Here is a 26,761-nt window from a genome sequence, read left to right on the forward strand (position 1 = left end):
GTCCTTAGCGCGTGCCGCCGGTTTGTTTGAGGAAGTTGGCAAACAGTTCATGGCCCTGTTCAGTCAGGATCGATTCAGGGTGGAACTGTACGCCCTCAATGTTCAGGGTCTTGTGACGCAGGCCCATGATTTCATCGACCGAGCCGTCGTCGTGCTGCGTCCACGCGGTCAGCTCCAGGCACTCGGGCAAAGTATCGTGTTTGACGATCAGCGAGTGGTAGCGGGTAACCGTCAGCGGATGATTCAGACCGGCAAAAACGCCCTTGTCCTCGTGGAATACCGGGCTAGTCTTACCGTGCATTACCTGACGGGCACGCACGACATCGCCGCCGAAGGCCTGACCGATGGACTGATGGCCCAGGCAGACGCCAAGGATCGGCAGTTTGCCGGCGAAATGTTTGATGGCTTCGATGGAAATGCCGGCTTCAGTCGGCGTGCATGGGCCTGGCGAGACCACGATGCGCTCCGGGTTGAGCGCTTCGATTTCAGCGATGGTCAGTTCGTCGTTGCGCACGACCTTGACCTCGGCCCCCAGCTCGCCGAGGTATTGCACAACGTTGTAAGTAAAGGAGTCGTAGTTGTCGATCATCAGCAACATGGCGTTTCGAACCTCTTGAATTCTGACTTGAAGACAGCCTTCGAATGACTTGCCCGCAGGGCGCTGCACGATGTCGGACGCACAGGTGGCGTCGGCACAGCGGTATTTCAAACGGGCAAGGAAGGCAAAGCGATACAGATCCGGCCGGGCCGGCAGAAAAGATTCAGGCGCGCCAACGCCAACGGGCGTGTGCCTTGATGACTTGATCCAGAAGTTTGCTGACGATCAACACGGGGAAGGTCTCGTTCATACGTTCCGGCACAGTAACTTAGCTGGGCAGAGCGTGCAATATGGCGGGGCTGACGGGGGGCAAAACAACAGGGGTGTTCGCGACCGATGGCAAAAGGCCGGAAGTTTTTGGTACTGTCGTTTTGTTCACTACAACAATAAATAAACGGACTTGCTCATGATCAAACAGACGTTGTTCGTACCGCTTGCCGGATGCCTGCTCGCCATGGCTTGCGCCCAGGCTTACGCAGCACCCGCGCCCTATTCCAACTTCATCGTGTTCGGCGACAGTCTGAACGATGCCGGGACCTTCAGCGACCCGGGCGGCCCTGCCGGCGCCACCCAGCGCTACACCAACCGCACCGGCCCGCTTTACAAGGATGGAACCGGGGAAAACCGAGATCTTAATGCCACCCAGATCATTGGCGGCAAGCTGGGTTTCAATCCGAACCAGACCGCCTCTTCATCCTCGGCGGTACGCGCCAGCGAAGGTTTGCCCGATGGCAACAACTGGGCGGTCGGCGGCTATCGCACTGACCAGATTCTCGACTCGATCACCACGGAGTCGGCCACCGGTGAACGCACCCGCGCCGGTTACCTGCCGTCGAACGGCTTCCGTGCCGATCCGAACGCGCTGTATTACCTGTCCGGTGGCGGCAACGACTTCCTGCAAGGTCGCGTGCTCAGCCTCGATCAGGCCAGTTCAGCAGCCGATCGCCTGGCCGACAGCGTACGCACACTGCAAGGCGCCGGGGCCAAATACATCATGGTCTGGCTACTGCCGGACATCGGTCTGACCCCGGCGATCAACGGCTCGCCGCTGCAGGGTTTCACCTCGCAGCTCAGCGCGCAGTTCAACACCGAACTGGTCAGCCAGCTGCAGGGCATCAACGCTGAAATCATCCCGCTCAACATTCCAGTGCTGCTCAAGGAAGTGTTCGCCAACCCGGCGCAGTTCGGTCTCGCCACCGACCAGAACCTGACCGCCACCTGCTTCAGCGGTAACAGCTGCACCGAGAACGCCCGATACGGCATCAACAGTGCCACGCCGGATCCGTACAAATTGATCTACAACGACTCAGTACACCCGACCGAAGCCGGCCAACGCCTGATCGCCGACTACGCCTACTCCCTGCTGGCCGCCCCGTGGGAACTGACCCTGCTGCCGGAAATGGCTCAAGGCGCCTTGCGCGCGCACCAGGACGAATTGCGCAATCAATGGCTGGCCGACTGGGAAAACTGGCAGGGCATCGGCCAATGGCGGGCGATTGTCGCCGGTGGCGGCCAACATCAGGATTTCGACAGCCAGCACAGCGCAGCCAGTGCCGATGGCAATGGCTATAACCTGAACATCGGCGGCAGCTATCGCGTCAACGAAGCCTGGCGGGTCGGTCTGGCCGCGGGTCTCTACCACCAGAAACTCGAAGCCGGCGACGCTGACTCCGAATACAAACTCAACTCCTACATGGGCACCGCGTTCGCCCAGTACCAGCAAGATCGCTGGTGGGGCGACCTGGCGATGACCGCCGGCAAACTCGACTATGACAGTCTCAAGCGTAAATTCCAGCTCGGGGTCAACGAGCGCGGGGAGAAAGGCGACACCGACGGCTATGTACTGGCGATCAGCGGCCGCATCGGCTACGACATTGCGCAGCAGGCCAGCAGTCCGTGGCACCTGTCGCCGTTTGTCAGCGCCGACTTCGGCAAGACTGAAGTCGATGGTTATTCGGAAAAAGGCGCGGACGCCACAGCGCTGACCTTCGATGACCAGTCACGCAACTCGCGGCGTCTGGGCCTGGGTATTCAAGGCAAGTACCAGATCACCGCGCAGACCGAAGTGTTCGGCGAATTCGCTCACGAGCGTGAGTACAACGACGACCGCCAGGATCTGACCATCAACCTCAACAGCCTGCCAGGTAATCGCTTTACCCTCGAAGGCTACGAGCCGCAGACCAACCTCAATCGCCTGAACCTGGGCGTGAGCCACAAGCTCACGCAGGATTTGGCGTTGCGCGCCAGCTACAACGTGCGCAAGGATGATGACTTCACCCAGCAAGGGGTGAACGTGGGGGTCAGTCTGGATTTCTGATCTGTAGGCATAAAAAACGCGGCGCCCTCACAGGCGCCGCGTTTTTTTATGCCAGACCACAATCCAATGTGGGAGCGGGCTTGCTCGCGAAAGCGGTGTATCAGCCGACATCCATTTTGAATGTCAGGCCGTATTCGCGAGCAAGCTCGCTCCCACAGGGGGACTGTGTGAACTCAGCTTTCCGGGGTCTGCTCGGCCAGGGCCACGGCACGGAACATCGCGCGGCGCTTGTTCAGGGTTTCTTCCCATTCCAGTGCCGGCACCGAGTCGGCAACGATGCCGCCACCGGCCTGCACGTGCAGTTCGCCGTTCTTGATCACCGCGGTACGAATCGCAATCGCGGTGTCCATGTTGCCGTTCCAGGCGAAATAACCGACCGCACCGCCATACACGCCACGCTTGACCGGCTCCAGTTCGTCGATGATTTCCATCGCACGGATTTTCGGCGCGCCAGACAAGGTGCCCGCCGGCAGAATCGCCCGCAGCGCGTCCATCGCGGTCAGCCCGGCCTTCAACTGGCCGGTGACGTTGGAGACGATGTGCATCACGTTGGAATAACGCTCGATGACCATTTTCTCGGTGAGCTTCACCGAACCGATTTCCGAAACCCGGCCAGTGTCGTTACGACCGAGGTCGATCAGCATCAGGTGCTCGGCGATCTCTTTGTCGTCCGACAGCAGATCCTCTTCCAGCGCCAGATCCGCCTCTTCGGTAGCTCCGCGTGGACGAGTGCCGGCAATCGGGCGCACGGTGATCAGGTTGTCTTCGACCCGCACCAGCACTTCCGGCGAACTGCCGACGACGTGAAAGTCGCCGAAGTTGAAGAAGTACATGTACGGCGTCGGGTTGAAGCAACGCAGAGCGCGATACAGATCGATCGGCGCCGCCTTGAAGTCGATCGACATGCGTTGCGACGGCACGACCTGCATGCAGTCGCCCGCGAGGATGTATTCCTTGATGGTGTCGACGGCTTTTTCGTAGTCGCTCTGGGTGAAACTGGAGCGAAACACCGGATCAGCCGCTTGTTGCTTGCTGAAATCCAGGCCACGGCGCGGGGTGATCGGCTGGCGCAGTTTCTCCAGCAGTTCCTGCAATTGCGCCTGCCCCTGCTCGTAAGCATCGGCTTGCGCCGGGTCAGCGAGGACAATCGCGTGCATCTTGCCGGCGAGGTTGTCGAACACCACCACCGCATCAGAGACCATCAGCAGAATGTCCGGCACGCCCAGTGGATCCGGGTTCGGGCATTTGCCCAGACGTTTCTCGACATAGCGCACGCAGTCGTAACCGAAGTAGCCGACCAGACCACCGTTGAAACGCGGCAGACCGGCGATGGTCGGCACGTTGTAGCGGGCCTTGAAGGTTTCGACGAAGGCGAGCGGGTCTTCGACGTCATGGCTTTCGGTCTCGACGCCATCGACGGTGATGCTCACGTGATGGTCGTGCACCCGCAGCACAGTGCGGCACGGCAGGCCGATGATCGAGTAACGGCCCCATTTCTCGCCACCCTGCACCGATTCGAGCAGATAGGAGTTGGGCTGGTCGGCCAGTTTCAGGTAGATCGACAGCGGCGTGTCGAAGTCGGCCAGGGTTTCGCAGGCCAACGGAATGCGGTTGTAGCCGTCAGCGGCCAAGCGCAGGAATTCTTCGCGGATCATGAGGTGCCTCGTGGTGTGAGGTGCTAACAGTCAGGTATGCAAACGCGCCGGCAAGCCGGCCAGGAACCAGTCAGGCGCGCCAACGCCAGCGGGCCAGGGCCTTGATGACTTTCATCCAGAGTTTGCGGGTGACCACCACGATGGCGTTTCCAGAAGGAGATTGAGAAGCGTCGGGCAACGTTATCTCAGCGGCAGTACCGAGGCAACCGGGAATTAGCTTGCGCAGATCGTCGATCACCAGTGCCGGGGATTCCTCGGCAATCGGTCGACCGTGGTTATAGCCGTAGCTCAGCGCCACACACTTGACCCCCGCCGCTTTCGCCGCCTGCACGTCACTGCGCGAGTCGCCGACGAACAGCGATTGCGAGGCAGGAATGTTGGCCATTTTCATCACGAAGAACAGCGCGGCCGGATCAGGCTTCTTCTGCGGCAGGGTGTCGCCGCCGATGATCCATTTGAAGTAGCGGCCGATCTTCATCTGATCCAGCAGCGGTGCGACGAAACGCTCCGGCTTGTTGGTGATCAGCGCCATGGCCACGCCCTGTTTGTGCAACCACTTGAGGGTGTCGCGCACGCCGGGATAGACCACGGTCAGCTCATGACTCGCGCCGTAGGCTTCCATGAACACTTCCAGCGCGTGCTCGGCCTCGACGTCGTCCACCGCCGAATGATCGATGCCACCGGCCAGCGCCCGGCGCACCAGCACCGGTGCGCCGTTGCCGACCCACTCGCGCACCGCCTCGATGCCGGCAGGCTTGCGGCCGAGGGAGAGCAGCATGGTGTCCACCGCGGCCGCCAGGTCGGGAACCGAGTCGATCAACGTGCCATCCAGATCGAACATCACCAACCGTGGCAGTTGCCCCGGGAACAGCTGCTCAAAACCGCTCATGGGCGCGCCAGCGCCAGTTCGGAACGCATCTTGTCGATGACTTCCTGATAGTTCGGCGCATTAAAGATCGCCGAACCGGCGACGAAGGTGTCAGCACCGGCCGCGGCGATTTCACGGATATTGTTGACGTTGACGCCGCCGTCGATTTCCAGACGGATGTCGCGGCCCGAGGCATCAATGATCGCCCGCGCTTCGCGCAGTTTATCGAGGGTGCCGGGGATGAACTTCTGCCCGCCGAAGCCCGGGTTGACGCTCATCAGCAAGACCATGTCGACCTTGTCGATCACGTACTTGAGCACGTCCAGTGGGGTCGCCGGGTTGAACACCAGACCGGATTTGCAGCCGCCTTCACGGATCAGTTGCAACGAACGATCAACGTGCAGCGTGGCTTCCGGGTGGAAGGTGATGTACGTCGCACCGGCCTCGATGAAGTCGCCAACGATGCGATCCACCGGGCTGACCATCAGGTGCGCGTCGATCGGCGCGGTGATGCCGTACTTGCGCAATGCCGCGCAGACCATCGGGCCAATGGTCAGGTTCGGCACGTAGTGGTTGTCCATGACATCGAAGTGGACGAAGTCGGCACCGGCGGCCAGAACATTGTCCACTTCTTCGCCGAGGCGGGCGAAGTCGGCGGAGAGAATCGACGGAGCAATTACGAAGGGCTGCATGACGCACCTTTTCTGAGCTAAATCACGATGGCGCGCATTGTATACCTCAAGTTTCCGTGCGCGCACCGTGACCGCGATGATCAGTACGCCGCTCGGTAGATCTTCTCGATATCCGCAGCGCTGAGCTTGCGCGGGTTGTTGCGCATCAAACGCTCGATTCCCGCGGCCTCCACAGCCATGGCCGGGATCGCCTCTTGCGGCACACCGAAACTGCGCAGCCCGGCCGGAATTTCCACCGCCGCACACAACTCGGTCATCGCCTGCACGGCTTTGTCCGCCGCCTCAGTGGCGCTCAGATGAGCGGTCTTCACCCCCATGGCTTCGGCGATATCCTGCATGCGCTCGACACAGGCCATCTTGTTCCAGGTCATGACATACGGCAGCAACAAGGCGTTACTGACGCCATGGGCAATGTTGAAACGCCCGCCCAACGGATAGGCCAACGCATGCACCGCGCCGACCCCGGCATTGCCGAACGCCATGCCGGCCATCAGGCTGGCGGTGGCCATGTCTTCCCGGGCTTGCAGATTGCCGCCATTGGCGTAGGCCTTGGGCAGCGCCCTGGCGATCAACTTGATTGCGCCGAGCGCCAGCGAGTCGGTGATCGGCGAAGCGTTGACCGACAGATAGGATTCGATGGCATGCACCAGCGCATCGACGCCACTGGCGGCGGTGACGCTGCGCGGACAGGTCAGGGTCATTTGTGGACTGACCAGCGCCACATCCGGCAGCAGATAATCGCTGACGATGCCTTTCTTCAGTTGGGCAACCTTGTCGGAGAGGATGGCGACGTTGGTCACTTCCGAGCCGGTGCCGGCGGTGGTCGGGATGGCGATCAGCGGCGGACCTTTGCGCGGCACCTGATCGACGCCGAACAGGTCTTCCAGCGCGCCGTGATAGCCGGCGTACGCGGCAACGCTCTTGGCGATGTCGATGGCACTGCCGCCGCCGAGACCGATCAAGCCGTCATGCCCGCCCTCGCGATACACGCGCATGCAATCTTCGACGATGGCGATTTCCGGGTCCGGCAGCACCCGATCGAAAATCTCGTACTCGCGCCCGCCCAATTGGCACAGCGCCAGCTCCACGGTGCCGGACTTGACCAGCGCGGCGTCGGTGACGATCAGCGGGTTGTCGATATCCAGCCGCGTGAGTTCCGCCGCCAGTTGCTCGATGGCCCCGGCGCCGGTGATCAGTTTGTGAGCGATTTTGAACTGGGACAGACTCATCGTGCGCAGCCTCTTATAGATGTGGGAGCTGAGCACAAGCGTAGTTGAGGGTTTGGGGTTGTCTGGTATTCAGTTGGTGAATAATCAAGAGCAAAAGCCCCTCACCCTAACCCTCTCCCGGAGGGAGAGGGGACTGACCGAGCTGCACTCTCGAAGTCCATCGACGTGCAATACCGAGTCGAACTCAGATTCTGAACAGCATGAAGATCTGCTCCCTTTCCCCCTCGCCCCCTTGGGGGAGAGGGCTGGGGTGAGGGGGTGGCTTTTGATCTGGGCGTCAGACCTGCGCGGTACGCAGTTTTTCGCTACGACCGCGCAGCCATTCGAGGGTTAACAGCAGGATGACGGAGAAGGCGATCAACAAAGTTGCCGCAGCAGCAATCGTCGGACTGAGGTTCTCGCGAATCCCGCTGAACATCTGCCGTGGCAGCGTCGCTTGCTCGGGGCCGGCGAGGAACAGCGTCACCACCACTTCATCGAACGATGTGGCGAAAGCAAACAACGCCCCGGAAATCACTCCCGGCGCAATCAGCGGCAGGGTCACCCGGCGGAACGTGGTCAGCGGCGATGCGCCGAGGCTGGCCGCCGCCCGCACCAGATTCTGATTGAAACCCTGCAACGTCGCCGATACGGTGATGATCACGAACGGCACACCCAACACCGCGTGCACCACGATCAGCGAGAAGAAGCTATTGCCCAGTCCCAGCGGTGCGAAGAACAGATAACTCGCCACACCAATGATCACCACCGGCACCACCATCGGCGAAATCACCAGCGCCATCACCAGCGCCTTGCCGGGGAAGTCGCCACGGGTCAGGCCGATCGCGGCCAGGGTTCCGAAGACCATCGCCAGCACCGTGGCCGCGGGGGCGACGATGATGCTGTTCTTCAGCGAACGCATCCATTCCGCTGAGGCGAAGAAGTCCTGATACCAGTGCAGGGAAAAGCCCTGTAGCGGATACACCAGGAAACTGCCCGAGTTGAACGACAGCGGCACGATGACCAGTACCGGCAGAATCAGGAACAGCAGGATCAGGCCGCAGAGGATCCGCAAGCTGTAGAACCACACCCGTTCGATGGGCGACATGTAAGGACTCAGCATTTCAAATTCCCCTTAGCTCAGGCGCAGGCGACTGGCGCCCACCAGCCAGCTGTAGATCAGATACAGCACCACGGTCGCCAGCAGCAACAAGCCGCCCAGTGCAGTGGCCATGCCCCAGTTGATGCTGGTGTTGGTGTAGAACGCGACGAAGTAACTGACCATCTGATCGTTCGGGCTGCCGAGCAGCGCCGGGGTGATGTAGTAGCCGATGGCGAGAATGAACACCAACAGGCAACCGGCACCGACGCCGGCATAAGTCTGCGGGAAATACACCCGCCAGAAACTGGCGAACGGATGGCAGCCCAGCGAGATCGCGGCGCGCATGTAGGTCGGCGAGATGCCTTTCATCACGCTGTAAATCGGCAGAATCATGAACGGCAGCAGAATGTGCACCATCGAGATGTAGACCCCGGTGCGGTTGAACACTAGTTCCAGCGGCTTATCGATGATGCCCATGGCCATCAGCGCGCTGTTGATCAGCCCGCCCGATTGCAGCAACACGATCCACGCCGCGACCCGCACCAGAATCGAAGTCCAGAACGGCAGCAGCACCAGAATCATCAGCAGGTTGCTCTGCCGCGATGGCAGGTTTGCCAACAGGTAGGCCAGTGGATAGGCGAGGAACAGGCAGATCACGGTGATGACCAGCCCCATCCAGAAAGTCCGGGCAAAAATGTCGAGGTAGATCGCCTGATCCGGGGTGGCCGGCGCCACTTCACCAAGGTCGTCGATGCGGTGATCGACTGCCGCCAGCAGGTAGTAAGGCGTGATGTTGCTGGTGTTGCGGCGCACCGCTTGCCAGTAGGCCGGATCGCCCCAACGCTCGTCGAGCGCTTCGAGGGCTTCTTTATAGGAGGCCGGCTCGCTGGCGAAAGGCAGCGCGCGGGCGGTTTTGGTCAGCAGGCTGCGATAGCCGGCCAACTCCATGTTCAAGCGCTTGGACAGATCGCCCAAGGTCTGGTTTTTGCGGGCTTCGGCGAGGTCTTCGCCGGCGGCTTTATAAACCGGTTCGGCGGGCAGGCCGCGGCCGTCCCAACTGGCGATGGCCGCCACGGTGCGCGGCATGCCGCCGACCACTTCCGGGTTGCCGACGCTTTTATAGAGCAGCGCCACAATCGGCACCAGGAACACCAGCAACAGAAACAGCACCAGCGGCGCAATCAACGCCTGGGCCTTCCAGCGGTTGACCCGCTCGGCGCGCTTGAGCTTCTGCTTCAAGGTGGGGCTGGTGCCCTCGTTCAAGGGAACGGCGATGGCCATGACGTACTCCGCAAATCTTTGATCGTTACAGAGGTGGCGAACCACCTCTGTTGTGTTGAAACACCATGCCTGAGGATGGCGATTCCCTGTGGCGAGCGAGCTTGCTCGCGCTGGGCTGCGAAGCGGCCCCAAAATTGTGTTGGCAGTGCCAATTTTGTGAGTGCTGCGCACTGGTGCGCCAGCCCGGTCAAGCGGGAGCAAGCTCCCTCGCCACAGGAGCCCTCATAGTGGGAGCGATGGTTATTTCGCAGCCCACGAATTGAAACGCTGCTCCAGTTGCTCGCCGTTGTCAGCCCAGAAGCTGACGTCGATCTGCACCTGGTTGGCGATGTTTTCCGGGGTGGTCGGCATGTCTTTCAGTACGTCTTTGCTCAGCAGCGGTACCGCTTGCGTGTTGGCCGGGCCGTAGGCGATGTTTTCCGAGTAGGTCTTCTGTTGCTGCGGCTGAACCGAGTAGGCAATGAAATTCTTCGCAGCATCGGCGCGGGTCTTGTCCAGACCTTTCGGGATGGCCCACGCGTCGAAGTCGTAGATGCCGCCGTTCCAGACGACCTTGAGGTTGGATTCCTTCTGCACGGCCGCGATGCGACCGTTGTAGGCCGAGCTCATGACCACGTCACCGGAAGCGAGGTATTGCGGCGGTTGGGCGCCCGCCTCCCACCACTGGATGTAAGGCTTGAGTTCGTCGAGTTTCTTGAAGGCGCGATCCTGACCGTCCTTGCCGGCCAATACTTTGTAAACGTCTTTTGGTGCAACACCGTCAGCCATCAACGCGAATTCCAGAGTGTACTTGGCGCCTTTACGCAGGCCGCGCTTACCCGGGAATTTCTTGGTGTCCCAGAAATCTGCCCAACTGGCGGGTGGCGCTTTGAGCTTGTCGGCGTTGTATGCCAGCACGGTCGACCAGACGAAGAAGCCCACGCCGCACGGCTGGATCGCGCCTTTTACATAGTCTTCGGTCTTGCCGAACAGCGCCGGGTCGAGTTGTTCGAACATGTCTTCATCACAACCACGGGCCAGCTCCGGGGATTCAACTTCCACCAGATCCCAAGACACACTCTTGGTATCGACCATGGCTTTGACTTTGGCCATTTCGCCGTTGTACTCGCCAGCAACGATCTTGCCGTTGCCCGCCGCCTGCCACGGTGCGTAGAACGCTTTTTCCTGGGCGGCCTTGTTCGCCCCGCCAAACGACACCACAGTCAGATCAGGGCCGGCGGCCATCGCGTGTGCCGCACCCATCAGGCCCAGGGTCAGGGCTGTCAACTTCAGGGATCTCAACATTTATTGTTCTCTCCACGTGCAGGGTTGGTGTTGGTATTGCGGGGGGCGATCAGTTCGCCTCTAACAGCGGATCGAGTGCACGAACGTGCTCGACCTGCCAGCCAAGCGGTACCACGTCGCCGACCGCGAGCGCTGGATCGAGCTCGGCAATCGGCTGTTTCACGAAGAAGTCGGTCTTGCCGCAGACTTCCAGGCGCACCCGGACGTGGTCGCCCAGATAGATGAATTCCGCCACCCTCCCTGAGAAGCGGTTGACGCATTGGTCGCTCGAACCGTTGAGGCTCACGCGCTCCGGGCGAATCGACAGGGTCACGGGTTCGCCGGTCTGGCCGACGTTGACAGCCAGCGCCTCGACCTTCTCGCCACGGCCCAGCTCGACCACGCAGCGCTCGCCGCTCTGACTGAGCAGACGGCCGTTGAGGCGGTTGTTCTCGCCGATGAAGTTGGCGACGAAGGTGTTTTTCGGTTCTTCGTAAAGGGTGCGCGGCGGGGCGATCTGCTGGATTTCGCCCTGATGGAACACGGCGACGCGGTCGGACATGGTCAGGGCTTCACCCTGGTCGTGGGTCACGTAGACCACGGTCACGCCGAGGCGCTGGTGCAGGTGCTTGATCTCCATCTGCATGTGTTCGCGCAATTGCTTGTCGAGTGCGCCCAGCGGTTCGTCCATCAGCACCAATTGCGGTTCGAACACCAGCGCCCGGGCCAGCGCCACACGCTGCTGCTGACCGCCGGACAGTTGCGCCGGATAGCGCGAAGCGAACGCGTCGAGCTGGACCATGCTCAGGACTTTCTTGACCTTGTCCCTGACGTCACTCTTGTTCAAGCCACGGACGGTCAGCGGGAAGGCGAGGTTCTCGGCCACCGTCATGTGCGGGAACAGCGCGTAGTTCTGGAACACCATGCCGATGTCGCGCTTGTGCGGCGGCACGTTGTTGATCGCACGGCCGGCCAGGAGGATTTCGCCGGCGGTCGGGGTTTCGAACCCGGCGAGCATCATCAGGCTGGTGGTCTTGCCGGAGCCGGACGGCCCGAGCAGGGTCAGGAACTCGCCTTTGCGAATGTCCAGGTTGAGGTCTTTGACGATCAGGTTCTCGCCGTCGTAGCTCTTCTGCACTCCACGAAAGCTGACCAGCACGTCACTGGTCCCTGCGTTTGAATCGACCTGGCTCATACCCACACCTTTGTTATTGGTAACTGCTGTGGATCAAGCCTAGTGGCTGGCGCCAGTCACGCAAATCGGGGCGCAGGAGAGAATCGCCTCAGCCGGATGGAAGGTTGGGGGTAGGGATTGCCCTACAAGGATGGCGCGTTTTGGCAAACGCAGCGGAAGCGACAAGCGGCGAGCCGCAAGAACAGGCAAAAGCGCCTGTCGCTAATGGATATGTCCGCAATTGCAGGCCAGATGGAGATTCCCTGTGGGAGCGGGCTTGCTCGCGAACGCGGTGTGTCAGTCACTGAATGATTGGATGACACACCGCATTCGCGAGCAAGCCCGCTCCCACAGTAGAAATACGGTGTGCTTAGAGGAGTTTATGTTCCATCGCGTATTTCACCAGCTCGGCCAGCGAGGTGATGTTGAGCTTCTGCATCAGCCGCGCCTTGTGGGTGCTGATGGTCTTGCTGCTCAGGGCCAGTTGCTGGGCGATGTCGTTGACGTTGGCGCCTTGGGCCAGGCGCTCGAACACCGAGAACTCGCGTTCGGACAACAGCGAATGCAACGGACGTGTGTCAGTCAGGCCGACCTCGAAGACCATCCGGTCGGCCAGCTCCGGGTCGATGTAACGCCCGCCGGCCGCTACCTTGCGAATCGCCGTCAGCAACAGTGCCGGATCGCTGTCCTTGGTCGCATAGCCAGCGGCGCCGACCTTCAGCGCACGGGCAGCCATTTGTGCTTCGTCGTGCATCGACAACACCAGAATCGCCGGCGGATTGTTCAGCGCGCGAATCCGCGGAATCGCTTCCAGTCCATTGACCCCGGGCATCGAGATGTCCAGCAACACCACTTCACATGGCACGCTGCGCAGGGTTTCGAGGAGTTGTTCGCCATTACTCGCCTCCCCCACCACTTGCAGATCCTTGGCCAGGCCGATCAATTGCTTGATGCCTTCACGGACGATGGTGTGGTCTTCGGCTACCAATACACGGATCACGTTCTTCTCCATTATTCTTATTCAGCGCCAGGGTCATTCGCGAGCAGGCTCGCTCCCACAGGGAAGTGCATTCCAATGTGGGAGCGAGCCTGCTCGCGAAAGCGTCGACCCAAACACCACATAACCATCAGACCTCATTCACAGGCACCCACACATGCAGACTGGTGCCCTCCCCCGGCTCACTCTCAAGTTGCAAGCGCCCGCCCATGATCAGCACCCGCTCGCGCATACCGACCAAACCAAAGGAAGTCGGCCGATCCGCAGTGGCGACAAAGCCTACGCCATCATCGCTGACCGTCAGACACAACTCATCGCCTTCCAGCACCAGCGTCAGCTCCACAGTATGCGCCTGGGCATGGCGCATGACGTTGGTCAGCGCCTCCTGCAGGATACGGAACAGGCCAATCGCCTTGGCATCGCTGAGCGCCGGCAGATTGTCCGGCACCTGCACCAGACACGGAATCTGCGTACGCGCCTCGAAGCGCCGCGCCTGCCACTCGATCGCCGAGGCGATCCCGGCATCGAGGATCGGCGGGCGCAGCGCCGTCGCCACATCGCGCACCAACTGGAACAACTGGGCGATCAGGCGTTTCATGCTGTTCAAGCGCTCGTTCAGCCCCGGGTCGAGCTGCGCATAGGCCAGCTCGCACATGGACGTTTCCAGTTTCAGCACCGTGAGCATCTGCCCCAGCTCATCGTGCACTTCCCGGGCGATTCGCGCCTTCTCTTCTTCGCGCACGCTTTCCAGGTGCGCCGACAATTCGCGCAGTTGCTCGCGGGACGCGGCCAGCTCCAGTTCAATGCGCTTGCTTTCGCTGATGTCCCAGACGATGCCGTCCCAGACATAGGCGCCATCCTCCAGTTGGCGGGTGATCGCCTTGATCTCGGCCCACCTCTGTTCGCCCTGGCGAGTGAGGATGCGGCCCTGCCACGACCAGTCACTGTCGGTGTCCAGCGCCTGATCCTGGGTCTGGTGGTAACTGGCCCTGTCGTCGGGATGCACCAGACTGCGCAAGCCCATGTCACGGTGCGCGATGGCGGCCGGCGCGTAACCGACCAGACTCTCGCTGCCCTCACTGATGTAGGCGAAATCGATCTGCCCGGTCACCGCCGCCCGCTCCAGACGGAACACCAGCCCCGGTACGTTGGCGGCGATGCCTTGCAAGCGCGCTTCACTTTCCTGCAGGGCGGCCAGAGCGCGACGCCGCTCGGTGACGTCGTTGAGGTAAACCACCAGATACTCGCTGTCGCGAAAACGCAGAAAACTCTGCGAGACGTCCGCCGGCAGGATGCTGCCATCAGCGCGCACGCAACTGGTTTCAAAGCTCAGCGGCCCTTCTTCACTGGCCCGCGCGCGTTTCCACAGGTTGAGCCAGCGGTCCATGTGCAGGCCGGGTTCAAAGTCGATCAGCGGCCGCTCGATCAGCGCGCCCTGTGGATAACCGAGCATGTGTTCCGCCGCGCGGTTCGCGTAGCGCACATGGCTGTCCCAGTTGACCCAGAGAATGCCGACGGTGCTTTGATCGATGGAAAACTGGGTCAGGCGCAAGGCTTCTTCGCTGGCCGCGCGCAGGGCAATATCTTCCCGGGCCGCCAGCAGGCGCTGTTCGAGGCTATGTTGCTGGCGTCGCTGCCAGACCACGATGGCCACACAACTGAGCAGCAACACGGCAAACAGCAGACTGAGGTTCTGCCAGAACCCCGGCGATTCGGTGAGGCGCGGGTACTTGGGTTGCAGCCATTGGTTGTGCAGGCGCTCCAGATCCTTGGCCGGGATCGCCCGCAAGGCGCTTTCGATAATCCCGGCCAACTGTGGCCAGTCCCGCCGCGTGGCGACTCGCAACAGCTGCGGCAAGCCGATATCGCCGACCACCACCAGCCCGGCGAACTCCGGCTCGGCGGACAATCGCCCGAGTTGCGCTTCGTCCACCACGGCGTAGGACGCTTGCTGAGTCAATAACAGTTGCAACGCCTGACGCTCCAGCGGCACGCCTTGCAGATTCAGGTGCGGATAATTGCTGCGCAAATAATCGGCGGTGACGCTGGGCATGCGCACGGCGACGCGGGACAGGCTGTCGAGCTTTTCCAGCTCGACCACTCCGCCGCTCTTCTGGTCGCTGACCACCAGTTGCGGCACACGCATGTAAGGATCGGAAAACAGCCACAGGCGCAGTGCCTCCGGGGTCTGGGTCAGGCCCGGGGCGATGTCGATTTCACCTTCGCGAGCGGCCTCCTCCAGTTGTGTCAGATCCTGAAAATTGCGCCAGCTCAGATCGACATTCAGGGTTTTGGCCAGTGACTTCATCAATTCGACATTGGCCCCGGACAAGCGCTGCAGACGCCGGTCGTACTGCGCGTACGGTGCCTGCAAGACCAGACCGACGCGCAGCTCTCGGTGCTGCGCCAGCCATTGCTGCTCGCCGGGCGTCAACAGCGCCGCGTGCGCCGCCGGCGCAGACGCCGCCCAGCCCATCAAGGGAAAACACAACCAGCCGATAACCCACAGGCAGCAAAAACGCATCATTGAAGTCTCGTACACTGACAAATTCTGACCAACCCATTAGGCTGCCGGGATACTTTTCTGGCCTGGAATAACCGATGCCCTCTGTCTACCGCCTGGCAATGCCAGCATTGTGCCTGTCGCTGATCCTGCCTTGTGCGTTTTCCGTCGAGGCTGCCGATCCGGCGCCCGCCTCCACCGCCGAGCAACCGGCTACCGAAAAACCGGCCGAACGCCAGCCACTGCTTGAGCGTAGTCAGGAAGAAGCCGCGGCACTCGAACGCAAAGTCCCGGCGCAAGAACAGCAGCAACTGCAGGCCGGCGCCGACACTTTCCTCGCCCTGTGGAAACCGGCCAACACCGCCGACCCGAAAGGTGCGGTGATTATCGTCCCGGGCGCCGGCGAAACCGCTGACTGGCCGCAAGTGATCGGCCCGCTGCGCAACAAATTGCCCGACGTCGAGTGGAGCAGCCTGAGCATCACCCTGCCGGATCTGCAAAGCGATGTCATCGCCCCGCGGGTGATTGCGCCCGCCGCCGCGCCGAAAGCCCCGGAAAGTGGCAGCAAGGATTCCACCACCGCGCAACCGATCGAACAGGCGGCGGGCGGTGAAGCGGAAGTGGCGGATCAAGTGGTTGCCGAAACGACTGAAGAACAGTCCAAGGCGGATGCCGAGCGCATCTTCGCGCGGATCGACGCGGCGATTGCCTACGCTGAGCAACAAAGCGCACGCCGGGTCGTCGTCCTCGGTCACGGCACGGGCGCGTACTGGGCAGCGCGCTTCCTCAGCGAGCGGCAGAGTTCGCAGGTCGAGAAGCTGGTGATGGTCGATGCGCAAACGCCAAGCAAGGCCAAACCCCCACTGGCCGAGCTAACGCCGACCCTGAAGTTGCCGACGGCGGATATTTTCTACATGGACAAGGCGCTGGATCGCACCGCGGCGCTGGAACGCATGCAGGCCAGCAAGCGCTTGAAGACTTCAGCGTTCAGCCAGGTGGCGCTCAAGGCGTTGCCGGATAAAAAGGCTGAGCAGGAACAGTTGTTCCGGCGGGTGCGTGGCTGGTTGAATCCGCAGAAGACTGACTGATAGACCGAGTCGCCCCATTCGCGAGCAAGCCCGCTCCCACCCTGATCGCGTTCCTTCAGCTGAAATGCGATCAAAGTGGGAGCGGGCTTGCTCGCGAAGAGGCCCTCATCAACAACTAACTTCTAACGATCAGCGAAAATCCCGTCGCGCCCGAATCAACGTAAACGCGTTGTGCAGCTCGCGGGTTTTCTCGGTCGCGTCACGCACCTGCTCCGACGTTGCGCCGCTGCCGGCGATCTTGTCCGGGTGATGACGGCTGAGCAGTCGTCGATAGGCGCGCTTGATCTGCGCCGGCTCGCTGGTCGCCGACACGCCGAGCAGGCGCATCGCTTCCTGATAACTCATCGCCGCACTGACAATCGGCCGTTTGTTCGGCTCGTAATCATTGGCCAGCGCCTGGATCTGGTGCGTTGTCCACCCCAGCCACTTGCCCCACTGCGCCAATAATTCACGCTCACTGACGCCCGCGCGACCGTCGGCCCAGACCATCCGCCAGCACGCGCGCAACACGCCTTCGGCAGCATGCGGCTGAGCACTCAGGCGTCGCAGATAACCGCGCAGGCGGTCGCCGCCGGACTTGCCGCGATTGAACGCGGCAATCGCCCGCCGCCGCGCCGGTTCGCTCATTTCCAGGGCGTTCATTTCATTGCGCGCCTGCTGGATATGACCGTCCGTCACCCGCCCGTCACTCTTGGCCAGACGCCCGAGCAACACGAACAGCAATTCGTCGTTGCGCAACATCGGCCGGCCGCCGAGTTTTTCCCGCAAGTGCCCCCAGCTCTGCAAGTGCAGACGCCGATCCAGCGCCTGTCCCAACAATGCCCCAAGCATGGCCCCCGGAATGCTGGCGATCGCAAAACCTGCTCCGGCTCCAATCAGAGTCCCTGGCCACAACATATCAACGACTCGCTTCTATCAATGCTTCAGCTTCGGCCAGACGCTCATGCGTACCGACATCCACCCAATGGCCTTTCAGACGCTCGCCCGTGACCTGTCCATCGGCCATGGCTTTGCGCAGCAATGGTGCGAGCTTGAATGCGCCGTCGGCGCAGCCATCGAACAACTGCGGATGGAGCACGGCAATGCCGCTGTAGGTCAGGGTTTGCGCACCGGGCTGACCATCGCTCACCCGACCATCAGACAGGGTGAAATCGCCCGTCGGATGATGGGCCGGGTTGTCCGCCAGTACGAGATGCGCCAGACCATTGATCGGTTGATGCAGCACGCTGAAGTCGTAATCGGTCCAGATGTCACCGTTGACCACCAGGAACGCGTCGTCACCGAGCAATGGCAAGGCGCGGAAAATCCCGCCGCCGGTTTCCAGCGGCTCACCTTCCGGCGAGTACTGGATGCTCACGCCGAACTGCGAACCGTCGCCCAGATAATCCTCGATCTGCTGACCGAGCCAGGCATGGTTGATCACGATCTCGCTGAAACCGGCCGCTGCCAGCGCGCGCAGGTGATATTCGATCAACGGTACGCCGCCGGCACGCACCAGCGGTTTGGGGGTGGTCAGGGTCAGCGGGCGCATGCGCTCGCCCTTGCCTGCCGCCAGAATCATGGCCTTCATGCAGTCACTCCGCCACGCAGACTGGCGAGCAACGCCTGCAGATCCGCCAGTTCAGGACGACGAGCGATCACCGCTTCTATATAGGCGAAGAAACGCGGCACGTCGGCCAGATAGCGCGGCTTGCCATCGCGATGGCAGATGCGGGCGAAGATGCCGATGACTTTCAGGTGACGCTGTACGCCCATCAGGTCGCTGGCGCGCAGGAAGTCTTCGAAATCGGCCTGCACCGGGATGTTCAGCGCAGCGGCTTGCTGCCAGTAACTTTCCAGCCAGCCACGCACACGCTCTTCAGGCCAACTGAGGAAGGCGTCCTTGAACAGGCAGGTGACGTCGTAGGTGACCGGGCCGTAGACCGCGTCCTGAAAGTCGAGCACACCGGGATTCGGCGCGCTGAGCATCAGATTGCGCGGCATGTAGTCGCGGTGCACCAACACTTTCGGCTGGGCCAGAGCGCTGTCGATCAGCAGATCGCTGACGGCTTGCCACTGTTGCTGCTGTGCTGCATCAAACTCGATGCCGAGTTCGCGCTTCACGTACCACTCGGGGAACAGTTCCAGTTCGCGGCGCAGCAGTGCCACGTCGTAACTCGGCAGTGGTGCGACCATCGGCAATTGCTGAAAAGCCAGCAGAGATTGCAGCGCATCGCTGAACAAAACGTCAGCATTTTCGCTGTCGATTACGTCGAGATAGGTCTTGTTGCCCAGGTCATTGAGCAAAAGAAATCCGCGTTCGAGGTCTTCTGCATAAATTTTCGGCACATTAATTCCGGATTTCGCCAGTAAAAAGGCGATATCCACGAACGGTTTGCAGTTTTCCTGGGGTGGCGGAGCATCCATCACGACGAAGCTGCGGCCCGCTCCTTCCCAGCGGAAATACCGCCGGAAACTCGCGTCGCTGCTGGCCGCGGTCAACGTGGCCGGGGGTACGGCGCCCCAGCCCTGATCTGCAAAAAGGATTGCCAACTGTTCATCGAGCCAAACTTTCAGGTGTTGCAAGCGTACATCTTGGTCAGGCATTGCAAGGGTCTCCGACGGCGCTAGCCGTCAAGCGGGTCATGCTTTATTATCCAGCATCTTTTTCAGACCATCGAGAGGCGTGCGGCCCACACCGCGGGCAGATGGCACGCAGGAAGCCCGGACTAATAAGATGGCATTGAAATCCCCCGCGTTTCGTAAAAAATTTCCGTTGTTGGTAACCGGCAGTCTGCTGGCTATGCAACCTCTGGCCAGTCAATTCGTTGTCGCCGCCGAGCAGTATGACTGCGCCGTCTCGGCAACGGGTGGCTGGGCTTGTGCGCCCAAGACGCCGGCAGCTGCATTGCCGCCGCGTCCGGTGCATGACGGCAGTGCCGTCAGCGCCGCTGGCGAAGCCCCGGCCCAGAACGGTTCCACTTCCGACACCGGCGCCAAGCCTGTGCTGGTCACCGAAGCCAAAGGTCGCGGCCTGAAATCCCGTAGCGAAGACTACAGTCACCTCGACTGGGTTCCGCGCGAGAAGCTCACCGCCGCCCAATTGGCCGAGACCGGTCCTTACTGCTCTGGTTCCTATATCGAACCGATTCGTCCTGGCATGAATGACAAGACGAATAAAAGTGACGCACCGACCTTTATCGGCGCCAAAGCCTCGCGCTACAACACCGAAGATCAGGTGGGTACGCTGGCCGGCGACGTGGTCCTGCGTCAGGGCAGCATGCAGGTCGAGTCCGACGAGGCCAGCCTGTACCAGGCCGAGAGCCGCGCCGAACTCAACGGCGACGTGCGCATTCGCGACAACGGTGCACTGATCGTCGGCGACCACGCCGATGTGCAGCTCGATACCGGTGAAGCCAAGGTCGACAACGCCGAATACGTGCTGCACAAATCGCGCATCCGCGGTAACGCGCTGTACGCCAAGCGTGCCGAAAACGCGATCATCCGCTTGAAGGACGGCACGTACACCACGTGCGAACCGAACAGCAACGCCTGGCAGCTCAAGGGCAACAACATCACCCTGAACCCTGCCACCGGCTTCGGTACCGCGACCAACGTGACACTGCGGGTCAAGGACATTCCGATCCTGTACACGCCGTACATCTACTTCCCGATCGATGACCGTCGTCAGTCGGGCTTCCTGCCGCCGACCATCGGCACCGGCAGCGACACCGGCTTCATGCTGGTCACCCCGTACTACTTCAACCTGGCACCGAACTACGATGCCACGTTGTACCCGCGTTACATGAGCAAGCGCGGCATGCTGGTCGAAGGCGAGTTCCGCTACCTGACCAAGTCCAGCGAAGGCCAGTTCGGTGCGGCGTATCTGAACGACGAAGATACCGATCGCAGCAAACAGTCTGATTACGAAAAAAATCGCTACATGTACAACTGGCAGCACAAGGGTGGTCTTGACTCCCGTGTGTTCACCCAGGTTGACTACACCAAGATCAGCGATCCGTATTACTTCCAGGATCTGACCACCGATCAGATCGGTGTGAAGAGCTCTGACTATGTGAACCAGCAGGGTTCGGTGACCTACCGCGGCGACAGCTACACCGCTCGCCTGAATGCGCAGCAGTACCAGTTGGCAACCGTTTCGAACATCACGCCTTACGGCCGTCTGCCGCAGATCACCTTCAATGGTCAGCTGCCGTATCACCCGGAAGGTCTGAATTTCGATTATGAGACCGAAATTGTCCGGTTCGATCGTGACCTGCAAAACGGCAACTTCACGGATGAAGATGGCACCGTTACGCCGCGCCTGGACACCAACGTACAGGGCCTGGCGCGTGCCAACGGCGACCGTCTGAACCTGAAGCCTGGCGTCAGCCTGCCGATGAACTGGACCTACGGTTTCCTGAAGCCGTCGCTCAAGTACCAGTACACCCAGTACCAACTGGATCTGGACGGCACTGGCAAATCGCAGATTGCTGCAATGTCGCCGGAAAACCAGAAGCTCAATGGCAAGTTCGACAGCAACCAGAACCGTGGCGTACCAATCGCCAGCGTCGACAGCGGCCTGTACTTCGACCGCAACACGTCGTACTTCGGCACGAACTATCGCCAGACCCTGGAACCGCGTCTGTTCTACCTCTATGTACCCAAGGTTGATCAGGAAGACATTCCAGTATTCGACACCAGTGAATACACCTTCAACTACGCGTCGTTGTTCCGCGACAACCGCTTCTCCGGCTCCGACCGCGTCGGCGACGAGAACAAGCTGTCGTTGGGTGTGACCAGCCGCTGGATCGAAGACAACGGTTTCGAGCGTCAGCGCATCAGCGTCGGCCAGGCTTACTACTTCAAGGATCGTGAAGTACAACTGCCAGGCATCGCGTTCAAGGATCGCAAAGATGCCCAGTCCGACGTATCGCCATACGCACTGGAATACGAATACCGCTGGAACCGCGACTGGCGCACCACTGCCGACTACAACTGGGACCCGGACAGCCGCAGCCCACGCTCCGGCAGTGCGATGTTCCATTACCAGCCTGAGGACAACCCGAACAAGGTCGTCAACGTCGGCTATCGCTATCGTAACGACCAGGTTCGCTACGACCAGACCACCGGTAAGTGGTCGGTGGGCGGTGGCGATTACGGCACCCCGGGGCAGCCTGGCTACGTGAAGGACTACTACAAAATCCAGCAGCATGACTTCTCGGTCATCTGGCCGATCGTTCCACAATGGAGCGCAATCAGCCGCTGGCAGTACGACTACAACCGCAACCGTACGCTGGAAGCCTTCGGTGGTTTCGAGTACGACAACTGCTGCTGGAAACTTCGCCTGATCAACCGTTACTGGGTTTCCTACGACGAATTCAGTCAGGAAGCTCCGCAAAACGAAAAAGGCGACCACGGCGTCTTCCTCCAAATTGTTCTGAAGGGACTCGGCGGCCTTACCGGCGCCAAGACTGAAACCTTCCTCGACAAAGGCATCCAAGGTTATCGTCAACGTGAAGACCAAGCTTTCTGATTGTCTGCGCCCGCTGCTGCTGGGCGCGCTGTTCCTGGGTACTGCGGCGAACGCCGCAGTACAGTCCATCGATAAAGTGGTCGCGATCGTTGATAACGACGTGGTCATGCAGAGCCAACTGGACCAGCGTGTCCACGAAGTTCAGCAGACCATCGCCAAGCGCGGGGGCGGCATGCCGCCTCCCGGCGTGCTGGATCAGCAGGTGCTCGAGCGTCTGATCGTCGAAAACCTGCAATTGCAGATCGGCGAACGCTCCGGCATCCGCATTACCGATGAAGAGCTGAACCAGGCGGTCGGCACTATCGCTCAGCGCAACAACATGACCGTGGATCAATTCCGCGCTGCTCTGGCTCACGACGGCTTGTCCTACGACGACGCCCGTGACCAGATCAAGCGCGAAATGATCATCAGCCGTGTGCGTCAGCGCCGCGTGGCAGAACGCATCCAGGTCTCCGAGCAGGAAGTGAAGAACTTCCTCGCCTCCGACCTGGGCAAGATGCAACTGTCCGAGGAGCTGCACCTGGCGAACATCCTGATTCCAACGCCGGAAAGTGCCAACTCTGAAGCGATTCAGAGCGCTTACCGTCAGGCCATGGACGTTTACCAGCAACTCAAGCAAGGCGCTGACTTCGGTCAACTGGCCGTTGCCAAGTCCGGCAGCGACAACGCTCTGGAAGGCGGCGACATGGGCTGGCGTAAAGCCGCTCAACTGCCACCTCCGTTCGATCGCGAGCTGAGCAACATGGCGGTGGGTGATATCACCCAACCGGCACGCACACCAGGTGGATTCATCATCCTGAAAGTGCTCGGCAAGCGTGGCGGTGAAACCCAGATGCGTGATGAGGTGCATGTGCGCCACATTCTGGTCAAGCCAAGCCCGATCCGCGACGAAGCCAAGACCAAAGCGCTGGTGCAGTCGCTGTACGAGCGCATCCTGGCGGGTGAAGACTTCGCTGAACTGGCGAAGAACTACTCCGAAGACCCGGGTTCGGCGCTCAACGGCGGTGACTTGAACTGGATCGACCCGAACGCACTGGTACCGGAATTCCGCGAAGTGATGGCCAAGACCCCACAAGGTCAGCTGTCCAAGCCGTTCCAGACTCAGTACGGCTGGCACGTTCTGGAAGTCCTTGGCCGCCGCGCCACCGACAGCACCGAGCAGGCCCGCGAGCAACAGGCAATGACCGTTCTGCGTAACAAAAAATACGATGAAGAGCTGCAAAACTGGCTGCGTCAGATTCGTGAAGAAGCCTACGTAGAAATCAAACTCCCTGGTGCAGACCAGGCAGCGCAGTGAAACCCAAGCGTTTCGCGCTGACACCCGGCGAACCAGCCGGCATCGGTCCCGACCTGTGCCTGCTGCTCGCCTCGCAAGCCCAGCCACACCCCCTGATTGCCATCACCAGCCGCGACCTGCTCCTCGAGCGGGCCGCGCAGCTGGGGCTGGCCGTCACTTTGCTGGAGGTGGCGCCAGATCACTGGCCGGATGTACCGGCACCCGCCGGCAGCCTGTACGTCTGGGATACCCCGCTCAGCGCCCCCGTGGTTGCCGGGCAACTGGACAAGACTAACGCCGCATTCGTTCTGGAAACCCTGACCCGCGCCGGCAACGGCTGTCTGAACGGCGATTTCGCCGGGATGATCACCGCTCCGGTACACAAAGGCGTGATCAACGAATCAGGCATCCCGTTCTCCGGGCATACGGAATTCCTCGCCGACCTGACCCATACCGCACAAGTGGTGATGATGCTCGCCACCCGCGGTTTGCGCGTGGCGCTGGTCACCACTCACCTGCCGCTGCGCGAGATTGCCGATGCAATCACCCCTGATCGGCTGGAGCGGGTCACACGGATTCTGCACGCCGACCTGCAAGACAAATTCGGCATCGCCCAGCCACGCATCCTGGTCTGCGGACTCAACCCGCACGCCGGTGAAGGCGGACACCTGGGCCATGAAGAAATCGACATCATCGAACCTACATTAGAGCGCCTGCGCGGCGAGGGCATGGACCTTCGTGGCCCGCTGCCTGCCGACACTCTGTTTACCCCCAAATATCTGGAGCACTGCGATGCAGTGCTGGCGATGTACCACGACCAGGGCCTGCCCGTGCTGAAGTACAAAGGCTTCGGCGCCGCGGTCAACATTACCCTTGGCCTGCCGATCATCCGCACCTCGGTCGACCACGGCACCGCCCTGGATCTGGCCGGCAGCGGCAAGATCGACACCGGCAGCCTGCAGGTCGCCCTGGAAACCGCCTACCAGATGGCCGAGACCCGTTTATGACCGAGCAATACCAACACAAGGCGCGCAAACGCTTTGGCCAGAACTTCCTGCACGATGCCGGCGTCATCGACCGCATCCTGCGCTCCATCAGCGCCAAATCCGGCGACCGCATGCTGGAAATCGGCCCGGGCCAGGGCGCACTGACGGCTGGCCTGCTCAACTCCGGCGCGCAACTCGACGTGGTGGAACTGGACAAGGACCTGATCCCGATCCTCAACCAGCAGTTCGCCGGCAAGAGCAACTTCAACCTGCATCAGGGCGATGCGCTGAAGTTCGACTTCAATACACTGAACGCCGCGCCGAACAGCCTGCGCGTGGTCGGCAACCTGCCGTATAACATCTCCACGCCGCTGATTTTCCACCTGCTGAATAACGCCGGCATCATTCGCGACATGCACTTCATGCTGCAGAAGGAAGTGGTCGAGCGCCTGGCCGCGGGCCCCGGTGGTGGCGACTGGGGTCGTCTGTCGATCATGGTTCAGTACCATTGCCGCGTGGAACACCTGTTCAACGTCGGCCCGGGCGCGTTCAACCCGCCGCCGAAGGTCGACTCGGCCATCGTCCGTCTGGTGCCGCACGCCGTATTGCCGCACCCGGCCAAGGATCATCGCCTGCTCGAGCGCGTGGTACGCGAAGCGTTCAACCAGCGCCGCAAGACCCTGCGCAACACCCTCAAGCAATTGATGACCGCTGCCGAGATCGAAGCCGCCGGCGTCGATGGCAGCCTGCGCCCCGAGCAACTGGACCTGGCCGCATTCGTGCGCCTGGCCGACAAGCTCAGCGAACAAGCCCCGCAAGCCCCCGCCGCCGACTGACCGGCGATGAACGCTATCGGGCAGGACGCCACTCTGGTTTACTGCCCGATACTTGCCTAGACTGATTCCCCATCAGCTACGCCTCGCGTTCCGCTTTGCTTAAGGCCCTTTTGCATGTCCGATTCTCGCTATCAGGTCGATGTCAGTGTCGTCACCCACTATCTGGCAGACCAATCGCAACCCGAGCACAACCGCTTCGCCTTCGCCTACACCATCACCGTGCAAAACAATGGCGCGCTCCCGGCCAAACTGTTGTCGCGGCATTGGGTGATCACCGACGGTGACGGGCATGTCGAAGAAGTGCGCGGCGCCGGTGTCGTCGGCCAGCAACCGCTGATCGACACAGGCAAGAGCCACACTTACAGCAGCGGCACAGTGATGACCACCAAGGTCGGCACCATGCAGGGCTCTTATGAAATGGTCGCCGACGACGGCAAGCATTTCGACGCGATCATCAAGCCTTTCCGCCTCGCCGTACCCGGAGCCTTGCACTGATGACGACGTACGCCGTCGGCGACCTGCAAGGCTGCCTCGAACCGCTCAAATGTCTGCTCAAGCAAGTGGCTTTCGACCCGAAGCTCGATCGGCTGTGGCTGGTCGGCGACCTGGTCAACCGCGGCCCGCAATCGCTGGAGACCCTGCGTTTTCTCTACGGCATGCGCGACTCGCTGGTTTGCGTACTGGGTAACCATGACCTGCACCTGCTCGCTGCGGCCAACAACATTGAGCGCCTGAAGAAGTCCGATACCCTGCGCGAGATCATTGAAGCCCCCGACGCGGCCGATCTGCTCGAGTGGCTGCGCCAGCAAAAGCTCATGCACTACGACGAGCAACGTGAAGTGGCCATGGTGCATGCGGGCATCCCTCCGCAGTGGTCCTTGCGCAAGGCCCTGAAGTACGCGGCCGAGGCCGAAGCGGCATTGCGTGACGACAACCTGTTTCCGCTTTACCTGGACGGCATGTACGGCAATGAGCCGGCGAAATGGGACAGCGAGCTCACGGGCGTGACCCGCCTGCGCGTCATCACCAACTATTTCACCCGCATGCGCTTCTGCACCGCCGAGGGCAAGCTCGACCTCAAGAGCAAGGAAGGCCTCGATACCGCCCCGCCCGGCTACAAACCGTGGTTCCAGCACAAGGAGCGCAAGACCCGCGGCCTGCGGATCATCTTCGGTCACTGGGCTGCGCTGGAAGGCGATGTCCACGAACCGGGCATCTCGGCACTGGACACCGGTTGTGTCTGGGGCGGCAGCCTGACCCTGATGAACGTCGACAGCGGCGAACGCGTGTCCTGCAAGTGCGATGAACACGGCGGCCTTGCACCATCAGTCGCACCACTTAACCCCGAAACGTCGCCAGTCAGCGCGCCGCGTTAGACTGCGCATTCTGCCGAGCAACAGGA

22 protein-coding genes are annotated in these 26,761 nt (G+C 61.2%); 8 read left to right on the forward strand and 14 right to left on the reverse strand.

The features are described from left to right. Positions 1 to 4: 4 nt before the first annotated feature. Positions 5 to 598, reverse strand: coding sequence for an aminodeoxychorismate/anthranilate synthase component II (locus tag ACVHNU_RS22150; protein ID WP_003228801.1), 594 nt, complete (start codon positions 596 to 598; stop codon positions 5 to 7). Positions 599 to 1,004: 406 nt separating this feature from the next. Here ACVHNU_RS22150 and estP point away from each other — a divergent pair, with 406 nt between their 5' ends. Continuing rightward, complete coding sequence (gene estP, locus ACVHNU_RS22155; RefSeq protein WP_473018306.1) at positions 1,005 to 2,915, forward strand: esterase EstP; 1,911 nt, start codon at positions 1,005 to 1,007, stop codon at positions 2,913 to 2,915. A 173-nt stretch (positions 2,916 to 3,088) separates the two neighbouring features. Here the strand turns inward: estP and trpE are convergent, their stop codons facing one another. From trpE to ACVHNU_RS22205, 10 genes are all read right to left on the reverse strand, one after another. Then, positions 3,089 to 4,570 carry an anthranilate synthase component I gene (trpE, locus tag ACVHNU_RS22160; RefSeq protein ID WP_003228804.1) on the reverse strand — a complete coding sequence of 494 codons (1,482 nt, stop codon included), beginning with the start codon at positions 4,568 to 4,570 and terminating at the stop codon, positions 3,089 to 3,091. 70 nt (positions 4,571 to 4,640) lie between these two features. Then, on the reverse strand, positions 4,641 to 5,459 hold the full coding sequence (locus ACVHNU_RS22165) for a phosphoglycolate phosphatase (RefSeq protein WP_103484973.1): 819 nt from the start codon (positions 5,457 to 5,459) through the stop codon (positions 4,641 to 4,643). Continuing rightward, positions 5,456 to 6,130, reverse strand: coding sequence for a ribulose-phosphate 3-epimerase (gene rpe / locus ACVHNU_RS22170; RefSeq protein WP_003228808.1), 675 nt, complete (start codon positions 6,128 to 6,130; stop codon positions 5,456 to 5,458). The genes ACVHNU_RS22165 and rpe overlap by 4 nt, the downstream gene beginning before the upstream one ends. 80 nt (positions 6,131 to 6,210) lie before the next feature. Then, entirely contained in the window at positions 6,211 to 7,359 is a 1,149-nt protein-coding gene (locus ACVHNU_RS22175) for an iron-containing alcohol dehydrogenase (RefSeq protein WP_473018307.1), read from the reverse strand. A gap of 277 nt (positions 7,360 to 7,636) precedes the next feature. After that, positions 7,637 to 8,461: an ABC transporter permease gene (locus tag ACVHNU_RS22180; protein WP_003228811.1), complete on the reverse strand. Its 825-nt coding sequence runs from the start codon at positions 8,459 to 8,461 to the stop codon at positions 7,637 to 7,639. A gap of 12 nt (positions 8,462 to 8,473) precedes the next feature. After that, positions 8,474 to 9,721, reverse strand: a complete 1,248-nt coding sequence (locus ACVHNU_RS22185) for an ABC transporter permease (protein ID WP_003228813.1) — start codon at positions 9,719 to 9,721, stop codon at positions 8,474 to 8,476. Between the two features lie 240 nt (positions 9,722 to 9,961). After that, the gene (locus tag ACVHNU_RS22190) at positions 9,962 to 11,005 is read right to left on the reverse strand and encodes an ABC transporter substrate-binding protein (RefSeq protein WP_473018308.1); all 1,044 of its coding nucleotides are present in this window, start codon (positions 11,003 to 11,005) and stop codon (positions 9,962 to 9,964) included. Between the two features lie 49 nt (positions 11,006 to 11,054). Beyond that, the gene (locus ACVHNU_RS22195) at positions 11,055 to 12,179 is read right to left on the reverse strand and encodes an ABC transporter ATP-binding protein (RefSeq protein ID WP_473018309.1); all 1,125 of its coding nucleotides are present in this window, start codon (positions 12,177 to 12,179) and stop codon (positions 11,055 to 11,057) included. A gap of 349 nt (positions 12,180 to 12,528) precedes the next feature. Beyond that, entirely contained in the window at positions 12,529 to 13,158 is a 630-nt protein-coding gene (locus ACVHNU_RS22200; protein ID WP_003228820.1) for a response regulator, read from the reverse strand. A 127-nt stretch (positions 13,159 to 13,285) separates the two neighbouring features. Continuing rightward, on the reverse strand, positions 13,286 to 15,682 hold the full coding sequence (locus tag ACVHNU_RS22205) for a PAS domain-containing sensor histidine kinase (protein WP_473018310.1): 2,397 nt from the start codon (positions 15,680 to 15,682) through the stop codon (positions 13,286 to 13,288). A 74-nt stretch (positions 15,683 to 15,756) separates the two neighbouring features. On the opposite strand from ACVHNU_RS22205, the gene ACVHNU_RS22210 reads away from it, so the two are divergent. Then, a complete protein-coding gene (locus ACVHNU_RS22210) occupies positions 15,757 to 16,746 on the forward strand; it encodes an alpha/beta hydrolase family protein (RefSeq protein WP_003228824.1) in 990 nt (329 codons plus the stop codon). A gap of 129 nt (positions 16,747 to 16,875) precedes the next feature. Here ACVHNU_RS22210 and ACVHNU_RS22215 read toward each other — a convergent pair whose 3' ends face one another. The 3 genes from ACVHNU_RS22215 to ACVHNU_RS22225 are packed head-to-tail and all read right to left on the reverse strand — an operon-like array spanning position 16,876 to position 19,332. Beyond that, entirely contained in the window at positions 16,876 to 17,643 is a 768-nt protein-coding gene (locus ACVHNU_RS22215) for a TerB family tellurite resistance protein (RefSeq protein WP_473018311.1), read from the reverse strand. Position 17,644: 1 nt separating this feature from the next. Beyond that, complete coding sequence (murU, locus tag ACVHNU_RS22220) at positions 17,645 to 18,316, reverse strand: N-acetylmuramate alpha-1-phosphate uridylyltransferase MurU (RefSeq protein WP_103485895.1); 672 nt, start codon at positions 18,314 to 18,316, stop codon at positions 17,645 to 17,647. Beyond that, positions 18,313 to 19,332, reverse strand: coding sequence for an aminoglycoside phosphotransferase family protein (locus tag ACVHNU_RS22225; RefSeq protein WP_262143352.1), 1,020 nt, complete (start codon positions 19,330 to 19,332; stop codon positions 18,313 to 18,315). The genes murU and ACVHNU_RS22225 overlap by 4 nt, the downstream gene beginning before the upstream one ends. Before the next feature lie 130 nt (positions 19,333 to 19,462). Here ACVHNU_RS22225 and ACVHNU_RS22230 point away from each other — a divergent pair, with 130 nt between their 5' ends. The 6 genes from ACVHNU_RS22230 (at position 19,463) to ACVHNU_RS22255 (ending at position 26,735) form a co-directional block, all read left to right on the forward strand. Then, the gene (locus tag ACVHNU_RS22230) at positions 19,463 to 22,261 is read left to right on the forward strand and encodes an LPS-assembly protein LptD (protein ID WP_473018312.1); all 2,799 of its coding nucleotides are present in this window, start codon (positions 19,463 to 19,465) and stop codon (positions 22,259 to 22,261) included. Then, positions 22,242 to 23,558, forward strand: coding sequence for a peptidylprolyl isomerase SurA (surA, locus tag ACVHNU_RS22235; RefSeq protein WP_003228836.1), 1,317 nt, complete (start codon positions 22,242 to 22,244; stop codon positions 23,556 to 23,558). The genes ACVHNU_RS22230 and surA overlap by 20 nt, the downstream gene beginning before the upstream one ends. Beyond that, complete coding sequence (pdxA, locus tag ACVHNU_RS22240; RefSeq protein ID WP_473018313.1) at positions 23,555 to 24,544, forward strand: 4-hydroxythreonine-4-phosphate dehydrogenase PdxA; 990 nt, start codon at positions 23,555 to 23,557, stop codon at positions 24,542 to 24,544. Before surA ends, pdxA begins: the two co-directional genes overlap by 4 nt. Continuing rightward, positions 24,541 to 25,359: a 16S rRNA (adenine(1518)-N(6)/adenine(1519)-N(6))-dimethyltransferase RsmA gene (gene rsmA / locus ACVHNU_RS22245; RefSeq protein WP_003228841.1), complete on the forward strand. Its 819-nt coding sequence runs from the start codon at positions 24,541 to 24,543 to the stop codon at positions 25,357 to 25,359. The genes pdxA and rsmA overlap by 4 nt, the downstream gene beginning before the upstream one ends. Positions 25,360 to 25,473: 114 nt before the next feature. After that, complete coding sequence (gene apaG, locus ACVHNU_RS22250) at positions 25,474 to 25,854, forward strand: Co2+/Mg2+ efflux protein ApaG (RefSeq protein WP_003228843.1); 381 nt, start codon at positions 25,474 to 25,476, stop codon at positions 25,852 to 25,854. Further along, entirely contained in the window at positions 25,854 to 26,735 is an 882-nt protein-coding gene (locus tag ACVHNU_RS22255; RefSeq protein WP_473018314.1) for a symmetrical bis(5'-nucleosyl)-tetraphosphatase, read from the forward strand. Before apaG ends, ACVHNU_RS22255 begins: the two co-directional genes overlap by 1 nt. The last annotated feature ends 26 nt before the right edge of the window (positions 26,736 to 26,761 follow it).

Source organism: Pseudomonas sp. Ors-4-3C (assembly GCF_055755035.1).

Coding starts and splice junctions, on each gene's coding strand:
- murU (WP_103485895.1), bottom strand. CDS start 18,316: ATGAAGGCCATGATTCTGGCGGCAGGCAAGGGCGAGCGCATGCGCCCG.
- rpe (WP_003228808.1), bottom strand. CDS start 6,130: ATGCAGCCCTTCGTAATTGCTCCGTCGATTCTCTCCGCCGACTTCGCC.
- ACVHNU_RS22215 (WP_473018311.1), bottom strand. CDS start 17,643: ATGTTGTGGCCAGGGACTCTGATTGGAGCCGGAGCAGGTTTTGCGATC.
- trpE (WP_003228804.1), bottom strand. CDS start 4,570: ATGATCCGCGAAGAATTCCTGCGCTTGGCCGCTGACGGCTACAACCGC.
- ACVHNU_RS22210 (WP_003228824.1), top strand. CDS start 15,757: ATGCCCTCTGTCTACCGCCTGGCAATGCCAGCATTGTGCCTGTCGCTG.
- apaG (WP_003228843.1), top strand. CDS start 25,474: ATGTCCGATTCTCGCTATCAGGTCGATGTCAGTGTCGTCACCCACTAT.
- ACVHNU_RS22255 (WP_473018314.1), top strand. CDS start 25,854: ATGACGACGTACGCCGTCGGCGACCTGCAAGGCTGCCTCGAACCGCTC.
- ACVHNU_RS22180 (WP_003228811.1), bottom strand. CDS start 8,461: ATGCTGAGTCCTTACATGTCGCCCATCGAACGGGTGTGGTTCTACAGC.
- ACVHNU_RS22165 (WP_103484973.1), bottom strand. CDS start 5,459: ATGAGCGGTTTTGAGCAGCTGTTCCCGGGGCAACTGCCACGGTTGGTG.
- ACVHNU_RS22185 (WP_003228813.1), bottom strand. CDS start 9,721: ATGGCCATCGCCGTTCCCTTGAACGAGGGCACCAGCCCCACCTTGAAG.
- ACVHNU_RS22225 (WP_262143352.1), bottom strand. CDS start 19,332: ATGCCTGACCAAGATGTACGCTTGCAACACCTGAAAGTTTGGCTCGAT.
- ACVHNU_RS22175 (WP_473018307.1), bottom strand. CDS start 7,359: ATGAGTCTGTCCCAGTTCAAAATCGCTCACAAACTGATCACCGGCGCC.
- ACVHNU_RS22195 (WP_473018309.1), bottom strand. CDS start 12,179: ATGAGCCAGGTCGATTCAAACGCAGGGACCAGTGACGTGCTGGTCAGC.
- ACVHNU_RS22190 (WP_473018308.1), bottom strand. CDS start 11,005: ATGTTGAGATCCCTGAAGTTGACAGCCCTGACCCTGGGCCTGATGGGT.
- ACVHNU_RS22205 (WP_473018310.1), bottom strand. CDS start 15,682: ATGATGCGTTTTTGCTGCCTGTGGGTTATCGGCTGGTTGTGTTTTCCC.
- rsmA (WP_003228841.1), top strand. CDS start 24,541: ATGACCGAGCAATACCAACACAAGGCGCGCAAACGCTTTGGCCAGAAC.
- ACVHNU_RS22150 (WP_003228801.1), bottom strand. CDS start 598: ATGTTGCTGATGATCGACAACTACGACTCCTTTACTTACAACGTTGTG.
- ACVHNU_RS22230 (WP_473018312.1), top strand. CDS start 19,463: ATGGCATTGAAATCCCCCGCGTTTCGTAAAAAATTTCCGTTGTTGGTA.
- estP (WP_473018306.1), top strand. CDS start 1,005: ATGATCAAACAGACGTTGTTCGTACCGCTTGCCGGATGCCTGCTCGCC.